Source organism: Pseudomonas fluvialis (assembly GCF_014207935.1).
GTDB classification, from domain to species: domain Bacteria; phylum Pseudomonadota; class Gammaproteobacteria; order Pseudomonadales; family Pseudomonadaceae; genus Aquipseudomonas; species Aquipseudomonas fluvialis_A.
Map to the genome: position 1 here is coordinate 735458 of NZ_JACHLL010000001.1, position 23778 is coordinate 759235.

The following is a 23778-nucleotide window of genomic DNA, read 5'->3' on the forward strand; positions in this document are numbered from 1 at the left end:
TAAAGGAGCCTGCTATGTCATCTGTTGCCCCTGAAACTGTGCTCAGTGTTCACCACTGGAATGACACCTTGTTCAGTTTCACCACGACCCGTGATCCCGGCCTGAGATTCAAAACTGGTCAGTTCGTCATGATCGGGCTGGAAGTTGCAGGCAAACCGTTGATGCGGGCTTACAGCGTAGTTAGCGCGCATTATGAAGATCACCTTGAGTTTTACAGCATCAAGGTTGCAGATGGTCCGCTTACATCACGTCTTCAGCATCTACAGGTTGGAGACCAGTTACTCATAGGTCGAAAGCCTACTGGTTCGCTCATCATGGACAACCTTAAGCCCGGTAAAAATCTGTATTTGTTGTCGACCGGCACTGGCCTGGCACCCTTCATGAGTGTTGTCAGAGACCCTGAATTCTATGAGAACTTCGAAAAGATCGTTCTCACACACGGTGTTCGTTGGAAAAGCGAGTTGGGCTACTTCGAGCACATCACGGATGACCTGCCGGATAATGAGTTCTTCGGCGATATGGTGAAGGAAAAGCTTATTTACTACCCGACGGTCACTCGCGAAGAATTTGAAAATCAGGGGCGACTGACCGATCTGATCGAATCCGGAGCCCTATTTGAAGACATTGGTCTCCCGCCTTTCGATCCCGAGACAGATCGGGTAATGATCTGCGGTAGCCCCTCGATGCTCAAAGATCTGGTGACAATTCTAGAGAAGCGTGGCTTTGTCGAAGGTACTAGCCATGCACCTGGCGATTACGTCATCGAGCGGGCCTTCGTCGAGAAATAGCTAAGGAAGGTCTGAATTCGCCATGTGATTCTGAATGATTTCAGCCACTGCCGGTTTTGAAAGCAGCGAATCGATCAATGGCGATCAAATCACCCGCTCATTTCTGTGTTTTCAGCTGCCGCGAGCACCTCGCGGCAGCCTTATCCCGCATTCTGGGCGTATTGGTCAGTAATCGCTGGCGTGCCATCCATAGGTTCGATAAGGCAAACAGCGTCTCCAGTGGCGTGGTGTTCTTTGCCAGGCCGCTGAAGCGCGTCTTCACATGACCGAAGTGGTGCGTGATCACCCTGAATGGTTGCGCGACCTTGGCTCGCACTTGAGTCTTGCGACGCCATCGGATAGATCATCGGCGGATAGCATTACGCCTGTTGGCCACTGATTTTCATCTATAGAGTTGTGGCTCAGCTGGAGCCAGAACGTTGTCATCGGCAATGCGGATACAGGGTGTCTCGGTGGGGCGTTTTCTGGCCGGACGCCGGATCAAAGAGGCGTGACTGTCTAGCTTGGAATGTCGCAAGCATCGCTATCGGGAGGCCTACTGATGAAAATGCTGTCGCAGCGAATGAGCTAGATCGGCAGTTCACGGTGAGTCCCCCCATATCTAGTGCGATGCGTCGACGTTACCTATATCCGGGCCGGTAACAAGGTGGCTTTCAGCTAACGTTCGTTCTGCTATATTTGCGGTATTCACAATTTCTAGGTGTCCTATGCGCTACACAGCAGAACATAAAGAAGAGACCCGTCGCCGGGTAGTCGAGGCGGCCGGAGCCATTGCCAAAAAGCAAGGTTTTGGCACCACTGGTGTCGACGGTTTGATGGGGGCTGCGGGTTTAAAAGGCTCGTCCTTCTACCACCACTTCAGCACTAAAGGCGAACTCCTGAAAGATATCATCGAGCATGAGATTGAGGGGTCGCGCAATCTGTTGATGGGGCGCATGGACGGTTCCAAGGCAGAACTGGTCAGGCAGGTCCGTTCCTATATGAGCATCAAGCACTTAGAGAATGCTGAGTCAGGTTGCGTGCTGCCGCGCCTTAGCAGTGAAGTGGCGAGGGCGGACGACAGTACTAAGCAGGCTTATGAAGATGCGATCTCTAAGATGCAGGAGGATATGGGGATGATTATTGGCGGTGATACCGCATGGGCGGTGATTGCTCTTAGTGTCGGGGCGTTGGTATTGGCCGGTGGGATGTCCAGCAAAGCGACGCAGAAGGACCTTCTAAAGGCATGCTACGAATTTACTGCCCAGGCGGTGAACTCAGCCGAGCCCGACCTCAGTTGACGAAAACTGTTAAGTTCGTCCACATACCTATATATCGTTATGATCGACACGCTGCCTCCTCCTTGGCGTAGTACTACGCATCTCTTTTAATACCTCCCCCAGGGGGCAATTCGACACCAGCATGTCTAGATGGGAGGCAGAAAGGGAGCGACTTTAGCCAGCAGCAACCGCCCATCAAAGGCAGCTATTGGCCGGGAGCCGCCTCTTGTGAGGGACAGGAACCGGCCAGAAGCGGACTCTCAATGATGCTTGGCTGCATAACTTCGCTCATTGGTCAGGCAGAGAAGCTCCGATAGCAGAAAGCTCACATCGCCCCACCTAGACAGTCTCCATTTAGCTAGGGAAACTCCGGAAAAGTCCTGGGCGATCTGCTGAAATGGCGCTCCCGCTAACCCCGAGCCCAGCCGCATGACCCAGATGAGCTTTTCCGATGCCGAGTACGCCGGCAAACGCAAACAAACCCGGCGCGAGCGCTTTCTGGCAGAGATGCAGCAAGTGGTGCCCTGGGCAGGGCTGCTGGAGTTGATCGAGCCGTTCTATCCCAAGGCGGGCAATGGTCGCCCACCGTATCCGCTGGAAACCATGCTGCGCATACACCTGCTGCAAAACTGGTTTGCCCTCAGCGATCCGGCGATGGAGGAAGCGCTGTACGAAATCACCTCTCTACGTCAGTTCGCCAAGCTGTCGCTGACCCAGGGCAGCATCCCGGAAGACACGACGATCATGAACTTCCGTCACCTGCTGGAGCAACACGGACTGGCAGCGGGCATCCTGGCCGTAATCAATGGCCATCTGGGCGAGCGAGGGCTGTCGCTACGTCAGGGCACCATCGTCGATGCGACCATCATTCATGCCCCCAGTTCGACCAAGAACAAGGAAGGCAAACGCGACCCGCAGATGCACCAAACGAAGAAGGGCAATCAGTACTTCTTCGGCATGAAGGCGCATATCGGTGCCGATGCCGAGTCCGGGTTGGTGCATAGCGTAGTAGGCACGGCGGCCAACGTGGCCGATGTCACCCAGGTCGACCAACTGCTGCACGGCGAGGAGAACGTGGTCTGTGCCGACGCCGGTTATACCGGAGTAGAGAAGCGGCCTGAGCATGCTGGACGTGAGGTTATCTGGCAGATCGCGGCACGGCGCAGTACCTACAAGACGCTGAGTAAGCGCAGTGCCCTATACAAGGCCAAACGCAAGATCGAGAAGGCCAAGGCGCAGGTGCGCGCCAAGGTCGAGCACCCGTTCCGGGTGATCAAGCGGCAGTTCGGCTACACCAAGGTGCGTTTCCGTGGATTGGCCAAGAACACGGCGCAGTTGATGACGCTGTTTGCGCTGTCGAATCTGTGGATGGCCCGCCAACATTTGCTGGCGAATGCAGGAGAGGTGCGCCTGTAAAACGCAGAAACCCGGGCTGAACCCGGGCTTCTGGATGAATCAGCCAGCTGCGGCCGGCCTGGAAGTGCGTTGAACAAGCTACAGCCGGATTGGTGCTGGCTTGTTCGGAGTTTCCCTAGCTAATTTCCGCCATTTCCCCATCTAGCTCCAAACTCACGAAGGAATATTAATGGCGCGGAAAATGTTGATTTTCGGTAACGGTTTGGGCATGGCATTGGATGCTGAACACTTTTCCCTATCACGTGCACTGAGGGATGTGTGGAATCATCCACGTCACGTTCCGCGCGACCAAAAGAGAATGGTTGACCGCTGCGTTGAGAACAACGGGGATGCTCCAAACAGCGAGGATCAATTAGATACTCTGCATGTGGTCGTTGCCGCGTGCAACATGCTCAATAAGATAGGTGACGATGATGTCCACTGGCTAACAGACGATGGGCAGGATTTCCCAAAAGCTGTCGCAAAATATATTCACAGGGTTGCATCAGACTTGCACCTCTATGACGGAGAACTGCCAGCTCGGTTTCTTCAACCCCTATTCGACTTCATCCGTGAAACCAAATCAAATATAGCAACCCTCAATTACGATAGATTGCTTTACGGGGCTCTAGTAGACGAAGGCCTTATGGCCGGTGGATATAGGGGCCATCTGGTCGATGGTATGGTCGACGCTGGATTCTCCGAAAACCGGCTTCACCGCTTGTGGGGGAATGATTTTGGATACTATCTCCATCTACATGGATCACCCCTGTTCTATGATGATAACAACGGCATCGCTCGCAAGATGACGCGGGATATGTTAACGATGGACTCCCGCACTATTTCCAATCATATCGTCCTGACGCATGTCACCCATAAGCGATCTGTTATTGGCGCATCCGCAGTACTCTCTACATACTGGGACTATTTGCAGGCTTGTTGCCATGAAGCAGAGGAAATCATCGTATTTGGTTACTCCGGTTTCGATACACACCTGAATAATGTCTTGGCCGCGTATGCCAGAACTGCTGGTGTCCGGGTTGTCGAATGGCAAGGTGCTGGCAGTCAGGCGAATCGAGAGGATTATTGGGAAAGGACACTCCGCACAGAACATTTCGACCTAATACGCATGCAAAATATTCTCGACTTCACAGATTGGTAAATGCAATCAGACGAAATAGAAATTTCCGATATTGGCTGGGCAGGCAAATATTACTCTGAATGGCTCTCTCGCCCAGTATCGGCGCACCAGTCAACCTCTCCACTTCGAATCCAGTAATGCCCCCAGCAGGCATTCAACTGTCGTATAGATGGGTGAATAGTGGGCCGGTTAAGCCAGTCCGACAACACTCTCCAGTTAGGTCTGACCTTAGGATTGAGAGAGAGTTGCATTCGATTTCCACATCCACAGGGACAAATAAAACAGGCCCACTTCTCCTGCCCGCCACTTTTAACTAAAACTAACTCATCAGCTGAAATTTCGTTAGGTGCAGGGTGACGCTCGACCGTCCTTAACGTAAAGCGAGGGCTTGGAATTACTCGAAATGCGACTAAAGCGCTTCTAATCAAATGTTTCAGCATGCTCTAGCCCACCCGGTCCAAGAATGGTTCGATGTCACCGCGCCCCCAGTAAGTCATATCAGTACAAACCGGGCAGTTTGGATTGTGTAGCGCACCTGGCTTGCGATCCTGAAGAAGGTCAAATCGCCGGACTCTCTGCCAAGACCAACCCTGTTCCCCCCGAAAGTTCGTTAACCCTTGCAGCAACTCATCGATTGCCAAACAAGCAGTTGCTGTTGTGAAGGTTACAACCGCCGGAGCGGGGTTCTCACCGCCACGGACGTATGCTTCTCGCTTTCTGCGCTCATACTCTTCTGGGCTTTGACGCCGAAGGCTTTCTTCACGCGCACGTGTAGGGTTAACAATGCCCCGACACAGTAGGCAAGACGAGCCCGGCACAAGAATTGTGACTCGACCGCTTAGGTCCTGCATTCCAACGTGCTGCTGGCCTGGTTGGATGGCCAAGCCCATATCGATGATCGGTATGAGGTAGAAATACGCCAATCTATTGAGCATCAATCGCCCATCGTGATCATCGGTGCAGCCGAAAATCACGTCGCAAGACTTCAGGGCGTCCCGGCACTCAAGAGACCCAATCCAACTCTGAATCGGCACCACGCGCACCCCAAGGGCGAGCTCGGTTATTTCACGTGCGAGCACTTCCACTTTGGGGCGCATAGCGTCGGCATCTGCTCTCCTTGCTCCGTGCAGACGGTTAAGGTTTGTTACCTCAACAATGTCCTCATCAAAGAGGACGATCTGACCTACCCCCAGGCGTGCCAGGAGCAGTGCCGTTGGACTACCCGTTCCGCCGCAGCCAACAATTCCAACTTTGAGCCCTCGGAGCCGAGTATTGATAGTGGGCCCAAACGCAAGCGCTTGGCGGGAAAACGCTTCGTCTTGGCGGCATTGTCCGTCGGTGACATCAAATACTTTCAGGTTACGTCCGATAACTCGAACAGGATTGATCGCAACTGGCTCCTGTTCGTCTAGCCAGACGCGAGCACGCACTTCGCCCGCTCCGGCCAACAGAATGCTAACCATCGCGGTACCAGCGCCATTTCGGTTTCTCGCCAAGCGAAACAATTCTGCTTCATTGACATCATCCTGCCTGGAAAACTCTGCTGGTCCGTCCGGGTGTGTATGGACCACACCCACTACCAGCTTTTCCTTGGCCGCGCGTTTGAGCAGACGGATGAAAGACCGCGTAGACCATGTAACGTGAACGGGACTGCTGGATATCCAGTCCTCTTCAGGAATGACAATCACCTCATGCGAGCTATAACGAGTCCGGCTGCGACGATCCCAGGGGTCGGAGGTGATACGGGTTTGGCCAAAAAGCACATAAGCTGCGCCCTCGCTGCCATCATCTCGATGCGTCAGCTCGCGGAGCTGCCCAAGATGCTGCTCCTGAAGGGTTAGGTCCGTGAGATTCATGCGGCCACCTCCATCGCGGTCTCTATTCGTTTCAGCATGGTCCAGATACCATCGATACCCGGGCGCCATTGATTGTTGTGCCGGGACCATCGTTGCCACGATTGCCCTAGGTAGGAATGCGCTACGTCGGCTGCCCGAGGGTAGGTGGTGGAGCTTGCCAACTTGAGCCAAGGCAGTGTGTAGAACATGTCTGGTGCACTGTCCGGGTAACTCGTTGGCAGCAGGATGAGCACGTCCGCTGCCGGCACATCGAAGCGCCCCTCCGGCAGAAAGACATTTTTCAGAAGGAGGGCCTTTTGGCCCTCTGCTTCGACTTCCTGAAAATCCACGCCTCGATCGTCCAGATAGCGACGGCATTTGAGCGGGAGGAAGGCCATTGATCAGCCCTCCGTGGTTTCGACGATGCCAGTGAAGAAGCGCTCAACACCTGGCCGCGACAGATCAAAGAGCTCCTGATCGCCGATACGCTGATCTTCACCGCGGTGAACCTCCAGCCACACCCCGTAGGTCGCGAGATCAACAGCGGCCAGCTTCTTCAGCGTGAGGCCGGATATACGGGTCCCACCCCATTCGAAGATGCGGCCATCGAGCTCAAAGCGAAACGAGCGATCGCTGCGGAAGATGAGAAACGCCTCCACTCCGCGGGTCCGCAGGTCGGTAGTTTCATCCGGACGAAGCTCTTCCAGGAGACCGCTCAAGAGCACCTGAAACACCACATGCTCTTCGATCGGTCGATACCCAGCAGCTTCCAGGATCTGACGGCCGGTAGGCACCGGGTCCTCCAGTTTGACAGGCCGATATTCCAGTTGGTCGTTGCCGACTTGGATCAGGTAGGGGCCGTGCTCGCGCACATCACGACCCGAGCGGATTGCATCCTTCACATCTTCGATTTCATCGTTCATAGCTTCACCTATTAGGTAGGCAGTCGGCTTACGACCATGTGAGTAATTTATAGCTATTTTTTAGCTAGTCAATAGCTTTGACATGGCTGTTTTATGGTGATAGCGTCACTGGATCATCCATAAATTCGCTCGAAGGATTCATCAATGGCTGCCGCCAAAAAGACCATGACTCTGAACCTGACAGATGCAGAGATGGCAGCTCTGGAAGAGCTTTGCGAGAAGAAGGATCTGAGCAAGACCTCTGTGGTCCGTCAGGCCTTGCGCCTGTATCAACTGATCGAAGCCAGGATGGAGAAAGGGGACAAGCTGTTTTTCGAGGACGAAAAGACCAAGCAGAAAGCGGAGGTCATGATGCTATGACGATCAGTACTGTCCCTCTGTGGCAACCGAGCACCCAGTCATGGGTAGAAGCAAGCCTTCAGCCTATAACTCAGAAGGATGCTTCCGACTGGGCACAGTACTGGGTACCGGCTATTCAAAACGGCTTGCAGCAAGCCTTGAGCCAAACCGCCATCGTTGACGTGAATCAAATCCCACGCTGGAACTGGAAAGTAAAAATTGAAGCGGTCCAAGGACTGCTCAGCAAAAACGGGTTCAGCATCGTCTATGAGGGTGTGACTCAAGGGCTCATGATTTACGACCTATCAGTACATCGGTGTCGTTTGGAAGAGCAGAAAGGAAAGGACCTCGTCTATGTTGAGTACTTGGAGGTCGCCCCCTGGAATCGCGGTGACCTGGTACAGGAGCAAGCAAGGTTTGGCGGCATAGGTAGTGCCCTCTTAGCGGCAGCGATTGAGCTAAGTCGACAAGAGGGCTTCAAAGGGCGCATAGGTCTTCACTCACTACCAGGGTCTGAGTCGTTCTACGACAATGTCGGTATGTCGGATCTGGGTATAGATGAAAGTTCTGAAGGCTTGCGATATTTCGAGATGACAGCAGAACAAGCAACTGCTTTCTTTCGGAAGGGCGATTAATATGAAAATTGAAATTTCCAAAGAATGGATTCGCCGCATGGCGACAATAGAAGGGAACTCTATTGTAGGTGCAGGCCCGATTGCTAGAGATCCCGCCGCAAGATCATTTAAAGATTTTATAGCTCATCAAGCAAACGAGGCAAACTTAGCATTTGGACGCTTCGTTTGTCTGATGAGAAGAAAGCAAGGGCTAAGCTTAGAAGGATTAGCTGAGAAAGCTGACATTGAACTATCCGATCTTGTGGAAATCGAGGGAGATACTAGGCATAGACCGGAGCCTAGAACGGTTTACCAGTTAGCCAATTACTTCCACGTTAATAAATCAAATTTAATGCAAATAGCTGGATTAACCACAAGAAAAGACGAAAGACTAGCAAGTGAGTCAGTAAGATTTGCAGCTCGCTCAGACCCGTCAGCGTCACTATCAAGAGAAGAAAGCATTGCGCTAGATGCATTTATCAAGGCGCTAGATAGCCAAGAGTAGGGATGCCTGTGACTAAAAGCTTAATAATTTCTCCAAAAACAGTAAAAGACATCGACGATAGAGTCGATCGGGTGTTGAAGGGTTTAGGCTATCCTGAACCGCCGCTGCGATTGGAAGATGTTAGGGAGCTTTTAAAGCTTGACTTGAAATTTTATACCGCTGACAACCCGAGCTATCTCCAAGAGGTCACGAGCCGAATATTTGTTGGGGCGAAACAGGTCTTGCAGCGACCAGCTTTATTGATGGATGCGATCAGCAAGCTTTCGCTGCAGGCACTTTATTTGCCGGACCGTAAAAGAATCCTTCTCGACAACAATGTGCCCAAACTAAAACATCGCTGGAATGAAGCTCACGAAATTGGACATAGCTTACTGCCATGGCACCAAGAAATGATGCATGGAGATGATGAAAGCACGTTATCTCAGCACTGCCATGAACACATAGAGCTGGAAGCTAATTTTGCGGCTGCGCGGCTATTATTTTTGCGCGACAGATTCACTGAGGAAGCCCGCGCAATGGCAGAAAGGTTCACCTCAATAAAGAACCTCCAAGCCACTTTCGGCAATACATTATCTACCACCCTTTACCGCTTTGTGGAAAGCATTGGCGCTGAGAAACCGGTTTTAGGGGTGATATCAGGACATCCTCACATTTCAAAAAGAACAAGCAAGTTTGACGCTGCCAACCCCTGCAGGCATTTTATTCAGTCGCCAGCGTTCGCTCAGAAGTTTTCTAATGTATCGGAATTGGAGGTTTTTAAATCTATTTCTGCTTACTGCGGAAGCCAAAGCGGTGGAATTCTTGGTGAGGACGAGGTCGTTCTTGACGATGATAGCGGCCAAAAACATATTTTTCGCTTTGAAACTTTTTACAACCGATACGACAGCCTTACCTTGGGGATATACCTTGCGCCAGCCAAAATCTCTATATTTTTAAATTAGTGTGGATCGCAGTGATTTACGGATTCAATTTTTCCGGCGCTCACCTTGCGAGTCGTGGATAGAGCCGTTTCGTTTTTGCTAATTGAGTGGCCATTGCCTGCCAAGGCAATCAAAGTCGATCATAAGTGAGCCGAACTATCTGGTTAGCCATTAGGCTGCTTATGGCCGGTTCCTGCCAGTCATCGCTAAGGCGCGCGCTGGTCAAGTCGAATGCAAGCAGATGGTCAGTTGGAATGCAATTGACTGGTCAGTGGTTGTGCAAATGAGTGATCAAGTCACTGCAATTTCGCACTGTTGCACATTCACTCTCGGTTTCGCGGCTCTAGACTACTTAAAAGGACATTCCCCACCGGAAAGGATTTCGACATGGGATTTCTAACAGTTACCCGCCGTGAGGGCGAGAACCTACGCCTCACCATCGACCCAGATGTCGACACCGAGAAACTGCTGCGCCTACTTCTTCGCGACGGGATCACCATCCATCTGAACCGGCCTCCGCGCAATGGGCATATTCGAATCGGAATAGAGGCTCCTCAGCAGGTCAAGATCAGCCGCGAGGAGCTGATCGAAAATTAGACAGGGCTGACCCAAGGTCACAACGGTCGACGGCGGTTCCACGGGGGATGTTCAAGCTTCCAGCTATCACTCGCGGTCCACATACCGAGTAATTGCCTTACTGCACTGGCGTGCGCAGGCTCACCGTTACGAATTAGGTACTGCCTTGCCTCATGCCGCTCCAGCGGGGTCGGTGAGTATGGCTTGTCGAATAGTTGATCGCGGATGGGTTGATAGAGCCAATATGGTAAATCGCCCTTGTAGCTCAGAAGGTAGGAGCTCGAGACGCGCGACCTACGACAAACATCAATCATGACGCTAGGCCAGTCTTCCAATAACAGCCGAAGCAGAGCGAGCATGAGTGCACGATCGCCAATCCGAAGCGTTTCTAAACAAAAGTGCGCGCCGGCTTGCAGTGGCAGATCCAGCAGCCCTTCCTCAAGAAACATCAGCTCGCGAACCCGCTTGAACCTACCCTCTCCCCCAAGTAACTGCAGAAGGCGCTTTAGCCCTCGGAACAAAAGGAAGGAGTAGCAATTTCCCCCCGGTAAATGGGCCGACCGCCCCTGACCCAACGCATCAAGGACCATCTCTTGGAAAATTCGGCTTTCAGCATCAGCGAAGAGATCGTCAATCAACGGCTCTCGCAAATCCGTACCGCACCGGTAACAGCTCGCAAGCGGCGTACTGAGCTGCAGCAACCGCTGACCACGATCACAGATGGTCGGTACTACAGGGCTGTGGCACCGGGGGCACTCATCGGCCAGGTAAATGCCATGGATAGGGCAAATCACACTTAGAGCGAGGCGCCAGGTACAACGAAAATGAGGCTCAGTGTCTTCGGCCAGGCAACGCCGGCAGAACTGCAGAGAATGGCCGGCCCGTTGCCTGGGATTACGAGCACCGCGGATGTGTGTCAGAACCCAATCACAAGAGCCTTTCTTCGCTAGCCGCTCCCATAAGATGCCCTCGAATACCGAAAGCTTCGTCGCACGAGCCGTCGCATCGGCAACACCACAGCCTGCCCCAACACCAATGATGACCGAGTCAGAAACAACCCGATCAATATCCTGATTCAGAAACTGGGGCGGAAGAAGGAGATGGTGAGTAACGAACGGAAGCAGCTTGGTACCGTTTCCCCAAGCAAGCCGGCACAGCCACGAGCTGAATAGCTCACCCTCGAAAGGGTGAGGTCCGGTAGAGCCAGGCAATCATGCTCAGCGCTCCAAGTGTCGAGTTCGATCGGAGGGCAAGACATAGCCCAGGGCATGCAGGTTTTCCCAGGTCACCATGTCTCCAGTGACATGCTCCGTACCGCTACGCACAGCCCAGCTCGCAAAGAGTCGGAGTATCTCCACCGTCTCACCCAGTAACCCTTCACTGAATTGAAGCAACCGCGTCAGCGTGGCGCGCTGCAGGATATCCATTCCCTTCTCGAGTTCCAGGCGCGGCCGTATGCTCACGACGAAGGTCGCGTACTCCTCAATGCGCTCCTCGGTCCACCTACGGACGAAAATAGGTTTGAAGCGATTCGCAATGGAAGAGTCCGCAGTCAGGATGTTCTGGCTTTCCGGTACGCCCGAAAGGACGATCGGAATGCTGAGCTCCATGCTCAGGTTCCTCAGAGCATTGAGAAATTTGCGCCGACGTGCAATCGACCCTGCGGCGATGTTGAAGAAGTCATCCAGTATCAACATCTTCACGTTCAGGTGCTGACACATAACCTTGATCCGCCGCAGCTTCGAGTCCTCTGGCTCCCTCGATGCGACGTGCATCCCGAGGCTTTCCATGATCCTCGTGTACATGCGTCCTTCATCAGGTGATGGCGGCGCCTGCACCATGATTACCGGTAGTTCTATTTTGTGGGCGTTCAGGTCGTAGGGGGGATTAGCCCGATCTCGAACGCTATTTAGGATCATCGACTTGCCACTATTGCTCTCGCCAAGCAGCACGAGATTGGGCATCCGGTGCGTCTTCGGGTGGTCGAGCAGGCTCTCAATCTGCTCACGAATCCGAACCGCACTGTCATAGCCAATCCAGCGCTCCTCACGAAAGGCAGCCAGACGTACCTTCATCTCCGGAGTGGGACGCACAGTAAAGCAGCCGACATCTAACTTGCTCATCAACACCTACCGCTCTTCAAAGGGAGTCAGATGAGAGAAGTCATCGACTACAGCTTTTGCTGAGTCCGAGGACGGCGAGTCGATGCGGTCAGATGGCAGTGGCATGGGAGGCATAGCCTTGTGGAGGCGATCACGCTCCTTGGCCATCCGCTTCTTCCGCGGAGCCGTAGTAGATTGCCCTGCGCCACGCCTATTGTGCGTGTCACATCTGGACTGTTCCTCGATCCGCATCATTTCGTTTCGCGCTCGGAATATCTGCTCCTCGTTCTCGAGCTTGATCCCTCGGTCCTTGAGGAAGGATTTGATTGCCTTCAGCTCCCAAGTACTGATCCGTGGATAGGCGGTGTTGCGATAAGGAATACGGAAGTACTCTCGTATCTGGGGATCCCAGAAGAACAGGTAGCTAATGTCCCGGGGGTCGTACCTGAAGATGAATTCCCGGGCCTTCCGCTTGTTGCCCGGCTCAGGTGCGCCAATCCACTTATCGAGTACAGGGTCGTGGTAGAAGATGAAGTCCGATACCACCCCATACGTCTGGATGGTCCGACGCAACAGCGGCATGAAGTCGATCCTTAGCTTATCGGGGTTCGAAGCCACTCGGATCACCCCTAGCCCAGGGACTTCGTCGTTACCGTAAAGTCCCTCTTCATAACGTTGGATCGGCGAAACACCTAGCGCCGAATGCTTCTTGTGGTGGTATTCCCCAAGGATCAGATTCGCGAACCAGCGCTCGAACTCGACAAGAGTCATGGTGGCGTTCTTCTCAGACTTGTATTCCCCTTTCTGGGCGGTGTTAGAGAACGTGGTGCCGTCCAGCTCGTGGATACGCTCAGCAAATGTGCCGAACAATCTCTCGATGTGCGCGCCGTAGTTTGGCTTCTTGAGCTTGCGAAACTTCATGTTGAAGCCGTGCTCTTGAGCCGCCTCCTGAAGCATCTCGCCGTGGAATTCCTTGGCATTGTCGGCCTGAATGACCGCAGGCTTGCTCTGGCAGATCCAAGGGAAATCAACACCGAGCCGGCCAAGCATTCCGTCCTTAGGCAGAATGGCGTTCGAAATACATAGGCCCGTGGCCAATGCACCTGGTGGATCGAAAGAGATGTACCAGCCAACCACCATCCTCGAGAAAACATCAATCGCAAGCGTGATCCAAGGCTTGCCGATAGGGATTCGGTCTTGCTCGTCGACCAAGATCACGTCAGCTGGCGTGTGATCGATCTGCCACACCGCATTCAGAGTATCGGCGCCCGGCATCGAGCCTCTTATCGACCTGAAGTCGAGGGCAGCGTTACGACCTTCGCGCTTTGCAGCCTGCTCTTCAGGAAGGATCTCCTCGATCCGCGCCATGACCGCGACCTTACTGGGAGCGGGAAGGCCTTCGTTCTTGCAGCGCGTTTCGATTACACGCGTTACTGCAGTCGGGCTTTTCTTAAGCTCGGTGAGGTAGTCCGAGCGGATCGCCTTCTCAATGATCTCTTCAACCCTCGGATCAAGTCGTTTCCCGCCAGCATCGAATCGACGCTTGCGGAGCAAGCAGGTCACAGATCCATGTCGCTCTACGCGCGCCAACCATCGATAGAGCGTCGGTACTGATACAAGGAGCCCATCCGCAACCTCCTTGACGTGTGCCTCTGTTCGCGACGGCATACCAATCAGGGGGGCAATCGCGTTGTATCGCTCAATAGCGATCTTCCAGTCTTCTTCAGGGATTGCAGCCAGATCGATTTGCTCGCCAGCTTGCGCAGCCGCTTTCCCATAGCTCTCGGTTATTTCGCTGACTTTCAGCACTTGGTCTTGGCCCGCCAACACATCCGAAGCCAGAACCTCATTTGCGGAAACAAACTTCTTAACGCAATAAGTTCGGCCGAAGCAGGAGATGACCGCACCTACGTGGATAGCAACGGTTGTGGGGGTCATACACGATCTCCTGCAATGGCCCGCGCCTGGGCAGTCGGCCAGATCGGAGCTTTCATGTTTAGAGGCTTCGCAAGGTCGATACCCACGATCTGCTGGGTAACCAGGTGCCAGAGATACGGGATGTACTCACCACGATGAACGGCATCCCCTCGGACCGTGCCCAAAAGGGCTTGTGGAGTAGTCGGCCCGAGCCGCACAAGCAGCTCGCAGATGTGAGGAATGCGCGCGTCGTATAGATCCTGATCGCCATACATCTTCTGGTAACGCAACAAGAACCGAACGTTCTCTAGATAGGGAGTACGTATCTCACGCTCAGTCATGACCTTAAATCTGCAGCCATAATCTTTAGCCCAGGCAAAAGCTGCCTTAAGCCGAGGCTTCTCCTCAGCCCACCGAGCCTTCAGTTGAGCACGCGCCTTGACCTCAAAGATGGTGGTCCGCAACGCCGGGTCGGATCGAACTGCCATGTCGTTGTAGGCAACCGCTACATCAGGGGTAAAGCGACGGAGCCGCCCCGTCTCGTCCTTCCATTGAATCTTGAAGGGCTGAGTGGCGTATCGAAGGACACGCCAGTCGTACTCCAGCAAGGTGAGAAAATCCTGCTCCAAAGCAGACTCCGTCCTCTGGACCTTGGCGGCTTTCTCCGTCGCGACATAGCCAGTGACGCTATACGCACTCCTGCCGATTTTTCGAGCAGCCATCTCATGCCCCTCGAACAGTCGATCGAGCCAGGCCCCGAAATAGGCCGGCGAAACATCCTTGATGAAGGGGCGGGAGCGCTTCACTATCAAACTCCATAGTTATCCTTGTCATATATCATAATATCTCAGACCAAGGATGGTGGCCGCTTCGATCTGGCCATCGCCCTGGGCATTCTCGCCGCCAGCGGACAGGTTCCAGCGGAGGCCCTGAACGGGCTGGAATGCCTCGGCGAGCTGGCGCTATCCGGCGCCATCCGGCCGGTGCAGGGCGTGCTGCCCGCTGCCCTCGCCGCCCGCGCCGCCGGGCGCGCCCTGGCGGTGCCCCAGGCCAATGCCGAAGAAGCCTGCCTGGCCTCGGGCCTGACCGTGTACGCCGTCGAGCACCTGCTGCAGCTGGCCGCGCACCTCAGCGGACAAACGCCGCTGATGCCCTACCAGGCCCACGGCCTGCAAAGGCAGAGCGCCGCCTACCCGGACCTGGCCGATGTCCAGGGCCAGCAAGCCGCCAAGCGTGCCTTGCTGATTGCCGCCGCCGGCCAGCACAACCTGCTGTTTTCCGGCCCGCCCGGTACCGGCAAGACCCTGCTGGCCAGCCGCCTGCCCGGCCTGCTGCCGCCACTGAATGAAGAAGAAGCGCTGCAGGTCGCGGCCATTCATTCCGTCGCCAGCCATACCCCGCTGGATGCCTGGCCGCAGCGGCCCTTCCGCCAACCGCACCACAGCGCCTCGGGGCCGGCTTTGGTCGGCGGGGGCAGCCGGCCCAAGCCCGGCGAAATCAGCCTGGCCCATCAGGGCGTGCTGTTTCTCGACGAGTTGCCAGAGTTCGACCGCAAGGTGCTGGAGGTTTTAAGAGAACCGATGGAGTCCGGCGAAATCGTCATCGCCCGGGCCCACGACAAGGTGCGTTTCCCGGCGCGCTTCCAGCTGGTGGCGGCGATGAACCCCTGCCCCTGTGGCTATCTCGGCGACCCCAGCGGACGCTGCCGCTGTACCCCGGAGCAGATCCAGCGTTATCGCGGCAAGCTGTCCGGCCCGCTGCTCGACCGCATCGACCTGCACCTGTGCGTGGCGCGCGAGGCCACCTCGCTGCAACCCGAGCCAGGTCAGGGCCCCAGCAGTGCCGAGGCGGCGAGCCAGGTTGCCGAGGCGCGGCAGCGCCAGCTCGCCCGCCAGGGCCGCGCCAATGCCCAGCTCGACCTGGCCGGCCTGCGTCAGCACTGCGCCCTGACCACGGACGATCAGCACTGGCTGGAAAGCGCCTGCGAGCGGCTCGGCCTGTCGCTGCGCGCCGCCCATCGTGTGATGAAGGTCGCGCGCACCCTGGCCGATCTGCAGCAGCAGAGCCAGATCCAGCGCGCCCATCTGGCCGAAGCCCTGCAGTACCGGCCGGCCAACCCGGCCCTGAGTTAGCAGCTGTTTGCCCCCAAGTTGAATAGAGGATGACTGTCATGCGTTGGCCATCGCTTGCCCTGTACACTCTGCTGCTCGCCCAGAGCGCACAGGCCGGACCGCTGCGGGACTGGCTGGCGGAACGGCGTGCGGACAATCCTGTTCCTTTGGAGATCGCCTACGGCGAAGACCCACGTCAGCGTCTGGATATCTATCGCCCGGCCGGCACACAACCAGCGCCGATTCTGTGGATGGTCCACGGTGGCGCCTGGCGCACCGGCGACAAGCGCAACAACGGGGTGATCGACAACAAGGTGGCACGCTGGCAGCCGCAGGGCTTTGTCCTGGTCTCGGTGAACTATCGCCTGCTGCCCGAGGCCTCGGTAGCCGAGCAACTGGCCGATTTGCGCCTGGCGCTGCAACGCACCCAGCAGCAAGCCGCCGAATGGGGCGGCGATCCGGCGCAGATGGTGCTGCTCGGCCATTCCGCCGGTGCCCACCTGGTCGCCCTGCTCAATGCCGACCTCGCGGCCAGTACCCGCCAGGGCATCCAGCCCTGGCGCGGCGCCGTACTGCTCGACAGCGCCGTGCTGGACCTGCCGGCGATCATGCGCAAGCCGCACTACCGCTTCTATGATCAGGCCTTCGGTATAGACCCAGCCTACTGGCGCCAGCTCTCGCCACTGCACCAGCTGCGAAAAGGTGCACCGCCCGTGCTGGCCGTGTGTTCCAGCCAGCGCCCGGATCAGCCCTGCGCGCAGGCTCGCGCCTTTGCAGACAGCCTGCAGCGCCTTGGTAGTCGTGCCGAAGTCCTGCCGCAGCCGCTGTCGCACAAGGCGATCAACCATGAGCTGGGGCTGGATAACGCCTACACCCGCCAGGTCGAGGCCTTTCTCGCCAGCCTCGGCGCCGGCCTGCAGCAACGTCTGCAGCCCTGAAACGACAACGGCCCGGACAAGCCGGGCCGTTGCATCACACATTAACCAGCATCACGCCGGACGCGAACTCAGTAGCTGGTCTCGGCCTTGACCACCAGCGCACGGCTGCCGCCCCATTGCGGCGCCAGGCTGCCGATCAGCATACCGGCCAGGCTGAACAGCAGACCAGCCAGTTGCGGCGGCCAGAAGGCCTCGTCGGTCAGGGTCACTTCGAGGTAAACCCACGAAACCAGACCGAAGCCGATCGCCAGCAGCGCGCCCTGGGTGCTGGCACGCTTCCAGAACAGGCCGCAGAGCAGCGGCACCACGGCGGCCACCAGGGTGACCTTGTAGGCATTGCCGACCATCTCGTAGATGCTGGCGTCCGAGTACAGGGCGAAGGCGCAGGTGAAGATGGTGAAGGCCACAATGCTCAGGCGCATGGCGCGCAGGAACTGGTGATCCTTCATCGCCGGCAGGAAGCGCTTGAGCACGTTTTCGGTAAAGGTTACCGACGGTGCCAGCAGGGTGCCCGAGGCGGTAGACATGATCGCCGACAGCAGCGCGCCGAAGAACATGATCTGGGCAAACAGCGGCGTGCGCTCAAGGATCAGGTGCGGCAGGATCATCTGCGAATCCTCCGCCAGCCAGCGCTGCACCATCTGCGGGTCGATCATCGACGCGGCGTAGGTGAGGAAAATCGGCAGCATGCAGAACGTCAGATAGAAGGCGGCACCAAACATCGAGGCACGCGCGGCGATGTTCTCGGTCTTGGCCGACATGACGCGGGCGTACACGTCCTGCTGCGGGATGGAGCCTAGCATCATGGTCACGGCGGCGCCGATGAAGGCCACCACATCCTTGGGCTCGAAGCTGTGCATGAAGGTGAACTTGCCGGCATCGGCCGCATGGGCGATGACCACATCGGCACCACCGGCCATGTCACCGATCAGCCAGGTCAGGTAGATCAGGCCGATGACGATGATGCCCATCTGGAAGGTGTCGGTCAGCGCCACCGACCACATGCCGCCGAACAGGGTGTAGACCAGCACGATGGCGGTGCCCAGCAGCATGCCCTGGGTGGTACTGATGGCACCGTCGGAGAGCACGTTGAACACCAGGCCGAGGGCGGTCAGCTGGGCGGCGATCCAGCCCAGGTAGGAGGCGATGATCACCAGCGAGATGATCAGTTCCACATTCGGCCCGAAGCGCTTGCGGAAGTAGTCGCCAATGGTCAGCAGGTTCAGGCGGTACAGCGGGCGGGCAATGATCAGGCCGACCAGCATCAGGCAGCCGAAGGAGCCGAACGGATCCTCGACGATGCCGGCAAAACCCTCTTCGATAAACGTCGCCGGAATGCCCAGCACCGCTTCGGAACCGAACCAGGTGGCGAACACCATTGCCGCCACGATCGGGAATCCCATGCTACGGCCACCGGCCGCGAAGTCCTTGGAGTTGTGCACCCGGGTGGATGCATAAACGCCGATCCCAACGGTGACCAGCAGATACAGCACAACAAACCAGATCAACATCGCTTTATGTTCCAAAGGCTCTGGCCCGCCGGTTGATTGCTCCGCGGCATCCCGCGCGCTGGGCTCATCTCAACCTAAGCCGGCAACGTTTTTTCTTATGCTCTTTGGGGGCGCCATCAGCGGTACCGTGCCCGACACACCCCAGGGTGGCGCAGTCTCGCAGATGCGTAAAATATGTCAAACAATTGAAACGATTTTCTGCACAAAGCCGATGAACGAACCGCACAGAGTCAGCGCGTAAAATTCATATCCATTTGATTTGAAAGCACTTATTAAAATCCACCGACAAACGTCAGTTGATTATTCTTGACAATCCAGGCGCCCATGAGTCATCTGAGCAGCCACCGCAACGTGAGCCCGACGCACAGCCACTGGCCCTGCCCGCTTTCGGCGTTTAGGCTGAAGCCGTCCCTGCAAGGAAACCGGTCATGTCTGCAAGACTGTCACATCGGCTCCACACCCTGCTCATATTGCTTCTGTGCGCCACCCTCGGCGCCTGCAGCAGCCTGCTGCCGGGCGATCCGCCGCAAATCCAGGTGGTCGGCCTGGAGCCACTACCTGGCGAGGGACTGGAAGCGCGGTTCGCCCTGGCGCTGCGCATCCAGAATCCCAACAGCCGCACCATTGACTATCAGGGCATCGCCGTTGACCTGCAGGTCAACGGCCAGCCGCTGGCCAGCGGCGTGAGTGATCAGCGAGGGCAGATCGCCGGTTTTTCCGAGCAGGTGATCCGCGTACCGGTGAGCGTTTCGGCGTTTTCCCTGCTGCGTCAGGCCTGGGGCATGGCCAATCAACAGGCGCAACAGCAGTTGCCCTACCGCCTGCGCGGCAAGCTGGCCGGTGGCTGGCTGGGCGGCGCGCGCTTCGATGCCCGCGGCGAACTGAGCTGGCCGCCCGGCGGGCTGGGACAACCGGCTATGCCGAAGGGTACGCCAGCTCCCAGCAGGTAGTGGCGCCAAGATGGCCAACCTTCACATAGATCAGTGCGCCCTTGTCGCTCCAGGGCGCATGCCGGCTCCAGCGCGGATTGCGCAGCCAACTGCCGGCCGGATAGACGCCCGCCTCGTCGCGCAACTCACCCTCGATCACGAAGATTTCCTCGCCCCCCGGATGGGTGTGTGCGGCGAAATGCGTACCCGGCGCCCAGTTCACCAGCGCGGTACTGACCCCGTCATGCTCGTGTAGCGGCAAGACCCGCAGGCCTTCCACCAGACCGGGCTGCCACAGCGCATTTGCCGTATCCAGGCAAAGCTGCCCGTCATCATCCGGGGCAAACTGCCAGAGTTTGACCAGCAGGGTGCAACCCTCACGGGTAAAGGGCGCATGGCGGGTGCCGGGAGGGTTGCGCAGGTAGCTGCCTGCCGGATAGTCGCCGTGCTCGTCACTGAACACGCCGGCCAGCACGAGGATTTCCTCGCCACCGCCATGCCCATGGGAAGGGAAAGTACTGCCCGGCGCATAGCGCACCAGGCTGGTGGCGCGCGCCACCTCGGCACCGATGCGATCCAGCGGAATGCGCTCGACGCCGGCCTGCGGCGAGGGCTGCCAGGCCAGTTCGGCAGTATGGATGACCACCCGCTGGGAAAAATCGGCATTGATCGACATGGACACCTCCCTCGGTTCATCTTGCGACGCTGTCGCTGAAACGACAACGGGGCCCGCAGGCCCCGTTGTGCAACAGCATCCGGCCTTATTCGCCCGGAATGTCCTTGCGCAGCTTGACCGCTTTCTGCCGCGCCGTGCGCATGCGGATATTCAGCGCCTCCACAGCCAGCGAGAAGGCCATGGCGAAGTAGACGTAGCCCTTCGGCACATGCACTTCGAAGGACTCGGCGATCAGCACCGTACCGACCACCACCAGGAACGACAGCGCCAGCATCTTCAGGCTCGGGTGCTTGTCGATGAAATCGCTGATGGTGCCAGCAGCCAGCATCATCACCAGTACAGCGACGATGATCGCGGCCACCATGACCGGCACGTTGGACACCATGCCGACCGCGGTGATCACTGAATCGAGGCTGAACACGATGTCGATGATGGCGATCTGGATGATGGTACCGATGAAGCCGCCTGCCATGCTCTTGGGCTCATTGGCGGTCTCATCCTCGCCCTCCAGGCTGTGGTACATCTCGGTACTGCTCTTCCACAACAGGAACAGGCCACCGAAGAACAGGATCAGGTCACGGCCGGAGATACCCTGGCCAAACACCTCGAACAGATCGGCAGTCAGACGCATGATCCAGGTGATCGACAGCAGCAGCAGGATGCGCGTGACCATGGCCAGTGCCAGACCGAAGAAACGGGTACGCGCCTGCAGGTGCGGCGGCATGCGCCCAACTAGAATGGCGATCATGATGATGTTGTCGATACCCAGGACAATTTCCAGGGCCGTCAGGGTCAGAAAGGCAATCCAGATTTCCGGGTTGCTCAGAATTTCCAGCATGTCGCGATCCTCGACGAAGCAGTGACATTTTCAAGGCTGCGCAGTCTGCCCGAAGATGGCTCGGGAGGCGAGCATCAGGAGACTGATAACGATGCAGCAAGATCATAGCGGTGGCTGCCATTGCGGCGAACTGCGCTACCGAATCCAGGCCCCGCTCGACGATGTCGCCCACTGCCACTGCAGTATCTGCCGACGCTGCAGCGGCGGCACCATTACGACCTGGGCAACCATACCGCTCAATGCCTTTACCTGGCTTCAGGGTAAGCCACGGAGCTATCACTCATCCGCCACCTGCACCCGCTACTTCTGCCCCAATTGCGGGGCACAACTGGCTCTTTTCACCACGCGCAGCTCCGACAGCATCGATATCACCATCGCAACACTGGATGATCCGGAGCAGATCACCGTCCGTCGGCATATCTGGGTGAGCACACGCCTTCCCTGGCTGCACCTTGATCCGCAGCTGCCGGAAGAGCGCGAGGAAGACTATTAGGAGTCCTTGGCTGCCCCTGGCAGGATGATCCCGCCCTTGGCGCGATGCAGCTCGCGCAGCCGGGTTGCCAGCGCCTGGGTATTGGCCTCGCCCGCCTCCAGCTCGGCCAGGCGCTGCGGCTCCAGCAGGCGGCGGATCTCCTCGTCCAGATGATCACTGAGCTGGCGCAATCGCCCCTGACGCTCGCGACTCTGCGCCTCCAGCACTGCCCATTCATCGGGTTGGGGCAAGCCATACCCCGCCGGCAACAGCTCGGCCGGGCGACTGAGGAAACCGCTGTTGCCGAGAATCTGCTGCAGCGTGCTGTCGGCGCTGTCCAGCCGTTCCCCGCTGCGCCCTTCACGCGCCGCCAGGTAGCGCTGTTTGAGCTCTTCCTGAGCCAGCAGCAACTGGCGCCGCTGCGCCGCCTGCTCCAGCAGCAGCAAGGCCGCGCTGCTGCGCAGGTCGGCCTGGGCGAACCATGGCCGACGCTCTTGGGCCGGCAGGGCCAGCCACTCCTCGACCTGATCCTGCGGCACGGCCAGCTGTGCCTTGAGCACCTTGAACATGGCCTGGAAGCGCTCCCGGAAGGAGTCGAAGCGATACCCCAGACGCAAGGCCTCGCGCGGGTCCTGCAATGGCGTGCGATCGGCGATGCCGCGCCCCTCGAGCAATGCCAGCAGGCCGTTAGGCATGATGCTGTCGAGGTCGCGCAGTTGCGGGTGATCGGTGCCGGCGCGCAGCAGCTTGAGGGTTTCCACCGCGCAGTTGTTGGAGAAGAAGTAGTAGCGCCCGTCATAGCTCCAGTGCGCCTGCGCCGCCTGCACCGCCAACTGGTCAATCTGCGCACGACTCAGTCGCAGTGGCACCGAGGCCAGGCTGCGCAGCTCAACCTTGGTGTACTCGTCCACCACCTGCCCCAGCGGAAGGATGAACAGGCGTGACGGATAGGCCCCGGTCAGACCATCCCAGGTCGACAGCTGCACATCGCCGACGAAAGCGCGGTAGGACAGCACCAGGTGCTCATCCAGATCCAGTCGGCAATCTGGCCCACGCGGCCGGCCCGGCGCACAGATGACCAGCCGCAGCATGCTGTGCCCCCAGCGACTGACCCAGTTGGCATTGGCCTCGGCAAACAGGTAGTCGACCTCGTAGATTCGCTCGGGATCGAGGCGTCCTAGCGGCTGACGACGGAAATCACTGCCGGCATTCAGGTAGACCTGCTGCGCCGCACAGGACGCCTGCTCGGCCGGCTGCCAGGCAAAATGCTCGCGGTAGAAGCGCTGCAGCGCCGGGCGGCGGCAGGCGTACTGCGGATCGAGGAGGAAATACTCGAAGTTGACCGCAACGAACTCGCGCGGATTGCTCAGTTCGTAGTCATCCGGCGAGCGATCGACAAAGGCATTGCCCGCCTCGCGCGCGCCCCGTCGTCCTACCTGCTGCGGCCAGCCGGCCAGATCGAGCAGGCGCGGCTCGTCGCTCAAGGTGAAACGGCGCTGATCCTGGCTGCGGCATTCCCCCGGCAAACCGACCGGGCCAGCCGTTTCACGCTGCAGACGACAGCGCGCCAGCAGCGTCTTCTGCTCTGGCGACCAGAGGCGGGCGCGGTCATAGAGGTGCAACAGCTCATGCAGGACGGTGGCGAGCAGTTCGCGCCGCTGCGTGCCGTGACTGCGCTCCATGCGCTGCCGGGCCAGCTCACCACTGACCAGCCCCGGCAGCAGACGGCGATTGAGCAGCAGGCGCTGACGACCATTGCTCTGCCCGTAGCTCTGCGCCGGCAGATCGGCATCCCAACGCACCTCGACCGTGCGGTCCAGGCGCTGGCGGAAGGTCGGCGGCAGCGCCTGCCGGGCTTCCTCCAGCAATCGCTGACTGGCCTGACGCTCGGCAACGCTCAGGCCCTCTGTATCCAGCCGCAGGCGCAGCTCCGCCTGAGCCGGTGCCAGACAGGCAAGCAGCGCCAGGCCCGCCAGCCAACGGCGCATG

24 protein-coding genes and 2 pseudogenes are annotated in these 23778 nt (G+C 57.6%); 13 read left to right on the top strand and 13 right to left on the bottom strand.

Annotated features, from left to right (window positions below; translation table 11 throughout):
• The first annotated feature begins 14 nt into the window (after nucleotides 1-14).
• The gene (locus HNP49_RS03370; protein WP_184680593.1) at nucleotides 15-788 is read left to right on the top strand and encodes a ferredoxin--NADP reductase; all 774 of its coding nucleotides are present in this window, start codon (nucleotides 15-17) and stop codon (nucleotides 786-788) included.
• Nucleotides 789-885: 97 nt separating this feature from the next.
• On the opposite strand, the pseudogene HNP49_RS03375 reads toward HNP49_RS03370, so the two are convergent.
• A pseudogene (locus HNP49_RS03375) lies at nucleotides 886-1119 on the bottom strand (hypothetical protein); the annotation flags it as partial.
• A 376-nt stretch (nucleotides 1120-1495) separates the two neighbouring features.
• Here HNP49_RS03375 and HNP49_RS03380 point away from each other — a divergent pair.
• The 3 genes from HNP49_RS03380 to HNP49_RS03390 all read left to right on the top strand — a co-directional run bounded on the left by HNP49_RS03380 (nucleotide 1496) and on the right by HNP49_RS03390 (nucleotide 4604).
• Nucleotides 1496-2068: a TetR/AcrR family transcriptional regulator gene (locus tag HNP49_RS03380; protein WP_184680595.1), complete on the top strand. Its 573-nt coding sequence runs from the start codon at nucleotides 1496-1498 to the stop codon at nucleotides 2066-2068.
• Nucleotides 2069-2476: 408 nt separating this feature from the next.
• A complete protein-coding gene (locus tag HNP49_RS03385) occupies nucleotides 2477-3463 on the top strand; it encodes an IS5 family transposase (RefSeq protein WP_184680597.1) in 987 nt (328 codons plus the stop codon).
• A 169-nt stretch (nucleotides 3464-3632) separates the two neighbouring features.
• Entirely contained in the window at nucleotides 3633-4604 is a 972-nt protein-coding gene (locus tag HNP49_RS03390; protein WP_184680599.1) for an SIR2 family protein, read from the top strand.
• A 50-nt stretch (nucleotides 4605-4654) separates the two neighbouring features.
• Here HNP49_RS03390 and HNP49_RS18925 read toward each other — a convergent pair whose 3' ends face one another.
• Genes HNP49_RS18925 through HNP49_RS18600 form a run of 4 tightly spaced genes read right to left on the bottom strand, consistent with a single transcriptional unit; the run spans nucleotide 4655 to nucleotide 7341 of the window.
• Nucleotides 4655-5023 (bottom strand): DUF6527 family protein, encoded by a 369-nt coding sequence (locus HNP49_RS18925; RefSeq protein ID WP_221445042.1) that lies wholly within the window; start codon nucleotides 5021-5023, stop codon nucleotides 4655-4657.
• Nucleotides 5024-5026: 3 nt separating this feature from the next.
• Nucleotides 5027-6439 (bottom strand): ThiF family adenylyltransferase, encoded by a 1413-nt coding sequence (locus HNP49_RS03395; protein WP_184680601.1) that lies wholly within the window; start codon nucleotides 6437-6439, stop codon nucleotides 5027-5029.
• Nucleotides 6436-6816 (bottom strand): E2/UBC family protein, encoded by a 381-nt coding sequence (locus tag HNP49_RS18595; RefSeq protein ID WP_260407035.1) that lies wholly within the window; start codon nucleotides 6814-6816, stop codon nucleotides 6436-6438. The genes HNP49_RS03395 and HNP49_RS18595 overlap by 4 nt, the downstream gene beginning before the upstream one ends.
• A gap of 3 nt (nucleotides 6817-6819) precedes the next feature.
• A complete protein-coding gene (locus tag HNP49_RS18600) occupies nucleotides 6820-7341 on the bottom strand; it encodes a multiubiquitin domain-containing protein (RefSeq protein WP_260407036.1) in 522 nt (173 codons plus the stop codon).
• 144 nt (nucleotides 7342-7485) lie between these two features.
• Between HNP49_RS18600 and HNP49_RS03405 the strand changes: the two genes are divergently transcribed.
• The 5 genes from HNP49_RS03405 to HNP49_RS03425 all read left to right on the top strand — a co-directional run bounded on the left by HNP49_RS03405 (nucleotide 7486) and on the right by HNP49_RS03425 (nucleotide 10316).
• Nucleotides 7486-7701, top strand: a complete 216-nt coding sequence (locus HNP49_RS03405) for a ribbon-helix-helix protein, CopG family (RefSeq protein WP_120652736.1) — start codon at nucleotides 7486-7488, stop codon at nucleotides 7699-7701.
• The gene (locus tag HNP49_RS03410) at nucleotides 7698-8315 is read left to right on the top strand and encodes a GNAT family N-acetyltransferase (RefSeq protein ID WP_184680603.1); all 618 of its coding nucleotides are present in this window, start codon (nucleotides 7698-7700) and stop codon (nucleotides 8313-8315) included. Before HNP49_RS03405 ends, HNP49_RS03410 begins: the two co-directional genes overlap by 4 nt.
• A 1-nt stretch (nucleotide 8316) precedes the next feature.
• A complete protein-coding gene (locus HNP49_RS03415) occupies nucleotides 8317-8799 on the top strand; it encodes a helix-turn-helix transcriptional regulator (RefSeq protein WP_184680605.1) in 483 nt (160 codons plus the stop codon).
• Nucleotides 8800-8801: 2 nt separating this feature from the next.
• Nucleotides 8802-9740, top strand: a complete 939-nt coding sequence (locus HNP49_RS03420) for an ImmA/IrrE family metallo-endopeptidase (RefSeq protein WP_184680607.1) — start codon at nucleotides 8802-8804, stop codon at nucleotides 9738-9740.
• Nucleotides 9741-10106: 366 nt separating this feature from the next.
• Nucleotides 10107-10316, top strand: coding sequence for a carbon storage regulator (locus tag HNP49_RS03425; RefSeq protein WP_184680609.1), 210 nt, complete (start codon nucleotides 10107-10109; stop codon nucleotides 10314-10316).
• 17 nt (nucleotides 10317-10333) lie between these two features.
• Here the strand turns inward: HNP49_RS03425 and HNP49_RS18930 are convergent, their stop codons facing one another.
• From HNP49_RS18930 to HNP49_RS03445, 4 genes are read right to left on the bottom strand one after another with little or no spacing between them, the layout of a single operon-like run.
• A complete protein-coding gene (locus HNP49_RS18930) occupies nucleotides 10334-11506 on the bottom strand; it encodes a TniQ family protein (RefSeq protein ID WP_184680611.1) in 1173 nt (390 codons plus the stop codon).
• Nucleotides 11507-11512: 6 nt separating this feature from the next.
• The gene (locus tag HNP49_RS03435) at nucleotides 11513-12418 is read right to left on the bottom strand and encodes a TniB family NTP-binding protein (RefSeq protein WP_184680613.1); all 906 of its coding nucleotides are present in this window, start codon (nucleotides 12416-12418) and stop codon (nucleotides 11513-11515) included.
• Between the two features lie 6 nt (nucleotides 12419-12424).
• Nucleotides 12425-14335 carry a Mu transposase C-terminal domain-containing protein gene (locus tag HNP49_RS03440; RefSeq protein ID WP_184680615.1) on the bottom strand — a complete coding sequence of 637 codons (1911 nt, stop codon included), beginning with the start codon at nucleotides 14333-14335 and terminating at the stop codon, nucleotides 12425-12427.
• Nucleotides 14332-15120 carry a TnsA endonuclease N-terminal domain-containing protein gene (locus HNP49_RS03445; RefSeq protein ID WP_184680618.1) on the bottom strand — a complete coding sequence of 263 codons (789 nt, stop codon included), beginning with the start codon at nucleotides 15118-15120 and terminating at the stop codon, nucleotides 14332-14334. The genes HNP49_RS03440 and HNP49_RS03445 overlap by 4 nt, the downstream gene beginning before the upstream one ends.
• Before the next feature lie 48 nt (nucleotides 15121-15168).
• Between HNP49_RS03445 and HNP49_RS03450 the strand changes: the two are divergent.
• Nucleotides 15169-16446, top strand: a pseudogene (locus tag HNP49_RS03450) (YifB family Mg chelatase-like AAA ATPase); the annotation flags it as partial.
• A 38-nt stretch (nucleotides 16447-16484) separates the two neighbouring features.
• Nucleotides 16485-17363, top strand: coding sequence for an alpha/beta hydrolase (locus HNP49_RS03455; RefSeq protein WP_184680620.1), 879 nt, complete (start codon nucleotides 16485-16487; stop codon nucleotides 17361-17363).
• A gap of 68 nt (nucleotides 17364-17431) precedes the next feature.
• Here HNP49_RS03455 and HNP49_RS03460 read toward each other — a convergent pair whose 3' ends face one another.
• Complete coding sequence (locus HNP49_RS03460) at nucleotides 17432-18874, bottom strand: sodium:solute symporter family protein (protein WP_184680622.1); 1443 nt, start codon at nucleotides 18872-18874, stop codon at nucleotides 17432-17434.
• 428 nt (nucleotides 18875-19302) lie between these two features.
• Here HNP49_RS03460 and HNP49_RS03465 point away from each other — a divergent pair, with 428 nt between their 5' ends.
• On the top strand, nucleotides 19303-19824 hold the full coding sequence (locus tag HNP49_RS03465; protein WP_184680624.1) for an LEA type 2 family protein: 522 nt from the start codon (nucleotides 19303-19305) through the stop codon (nucleotides 19822-19824).
• Here HNP49_RS03465 and HNP49_RS03470 read toward each other — a convergent pair.
• Together HNP49_RS03470 and HNP49_RS03475 are read right to left on the bottom strand one after the other, a co-directional pair.
• Nucleotides 19790-20479, bottom strand: coding sequence for a cupin domain-containing protein (locus tag HNP49_RS03470; RefSeq protein ID WP_184680626.1), 690 nt, complete (start codon nucleotides 20477-20479; stop codon nucleotides 19790-19792). The genes HNP49_RS03465 and HNP49_RS03470 overlap by 35 nt on opposite strands.
• Before the next feature lie 85 nt (nucleotides 20480-20564).
• Entirely contained in the window at nucleotides 20565-21314 is a 750-nt protein-coding gene (locus tag HNP49_RS03475) for a TerC family protein (protein ID WP_184681165.1), read from the bottom strand.
• Nucleotides 21315-21408: 94 nt separating this feature from the next.
• Between HNP49_RS03475 and HNP49_RS03480 the strand changes: the two genes are divergently transcribed.
• On the top strand, nucleotides 21409-21810 hold the full coding sequence (locus HNP49_RS03480) for a GFA family protein (protein WP_184680628.1): 402 nt from the start codon (nucleotides 21409-21411) through the stop codon (nucleotides 21808-21810).
• Here the strand turns inward: HNP49_RS03480 and HNP49_RS03485 are convergent.
• Complete coding sequence (locus tag HNP49_RS03485) at nucleotides 21807-23777, bottom strand: DUF4105 domain-containing protein (RefSeq protein ID WP_184680630.1); 1971 nt, start codon at nucleotides 23775-23777, stop codon at nucleotides 21807-21809. The genes HNP49_RS03480 and HNP49_RS03485 overlap by 4 nt on opposite strands.
• Nucleotide 23778: the final 1 nt, after the last annotated feature.

Bases quoted from the DNA above. Each gene is read 5' to 3' on its own strand.
- HNP49_RS03425 (WP_184680609.1), top strand. From the start codon at position 10,107: ATGGGATTTCTAACAGTTACCCGCCGTGAGGGCGAGAACCTACGCCTC.
- HNP49_RS03480 (WP_184680628.1), top strand. From the start codon at position 21,409: ATGCAGCAAGATCATAGCGGTGGCTGCCATTGCGGCGAACTGCGCTAC.
- HNP49_RS03410 (WP_184680603.1), top strand. From the start codon at position 7,698: ATGACGATCAGTACTGTCCCTCTGTGGCAACCGAGCACCCAGTCATGG.
- HNP49_RS03455 (WP_184680620.1), top strand. From the start codon at position 16,485: ATGCGTTGGCCATCGCTTGCCCTGTACACTCTGCTGCTCGCCCAGAGC.
- HNP49_RS03435 (WP_184680613.1), bottom strand. From the start codon at position 12,418: ATGAGCAAGTTAGATGTCGGCTGCTTTACTGTGCGTCCCACTCCGGAG.
- HNP49_RS03485 (WP_184680630.1), bottom strand. From the start codon at position 23,777: ATGCGCCGTTGGCTGGCGGGCCTGGCGCTGCTTGCCTGTCTGGCACCG.
- HNP49_RS03395 (WP_184680601.1), bottom strand. From the start codon at position 6,439: ATGAATCTCACGGACCTAACCCTTCAGGAGCAGCATCTTGGGCAGCTC.
- HNP49_RS03415 (WP_184680605.1), top strand. From the start codon at position 8,317: ATGAAAATTGAAATTTCCAAAGAATGGATTCGCCGCATGGCGACAATA.
- HNP49_RS18595 (WP_260407035.1), bottom strand. From the start codon at position 6,816: ATGGCCTTCCTCCCGCTCAAATGCCGTCGCTATCTGGACGATCGAGGC.
- HNP49_RS03370 (WP_184680593.1), top strand. From the start codon at position 15: ATGTCATCTGTTGCCCCTGAAACTGTGCTCAGTGTTCACCACTGGAAT.
- HNP49_RS03405 (WP_120652736.1), top strand. From the start codon at position 7,486: ATGGCTGCCGCCAAAAAGACCATGACTCTGAACCTGACAGATGCAGAG.
- HNP49_RS03385 (WP_184680597.1), top strand. From the start codon at position 2,477: ATGACCCAGATGAGCTTTTCCGATGCCGAGTACGCCGGCAAACGCAAA.
- HNP49_RS03465 (WP_184680624.1), top strand. From the start codon at position 19,303: ATGTCTGCAAGACTGTCACATCGGCTCCACACCCTGCTCATATTGCTT.
- HNP49_RS03420 (WP_184680607.1), top strand. From the start codon at position 8,802: ATGCCTGTGACTAAAAGCTTAATAATTTCTCCAAAAACAGTAAAAGAC.
- HNP49_RS03390 (WP_184680599.1), top strand. From the start codon at position 3,633: ATGGCGCGGAAAATGTTGATTTTCGGTAACGGTTTGGGCATGGCATTG.
- HNP49_RS03380 (WP_184680595.1), top strand. From the start codon at position 1,496: ATGCGCTACACAGCAGAACATAAAGAAGAGACCCGTCGCCGGGTAGTC.
- HNP49_RS18600 (WP_260407036.1), bottom strand. From the start codon at position 7,341: ATGAACGATGAAATCGAAGATGTGAAGGATGCAATCCGCTCGGGTCGT.
- HNP49_RS03460 (WP_184680622.1), bottom strand. From the start codon at position 18,874: ATGTTGATCTGGTTTGTTGTGCTGTATCTGCTGGTCACCGTTGGGATC.
- HNP49_RS18925 (WP_221445042.1), bottom strand. From the start codon at position 5,023: ATGCTGAAACATTTGATTAGAAGCGCTTTAGTCGCATTTCGAGTAATT.
- HNP49_RS03470 (WP_184680626.1), bottom strand. From the start codon at position 20,479: ATGTCGATCAATGCCGATTTTTCCCAGCGGGTGGTCATCCATACTGCC.
- HNP49_RS03440 (WP_184680615.1), bottom strand. From the start codon at position 14,335: ATGACCCCCACAACCGTTGCTATCCACGTAGGTGCGGTCATCTCCTGC.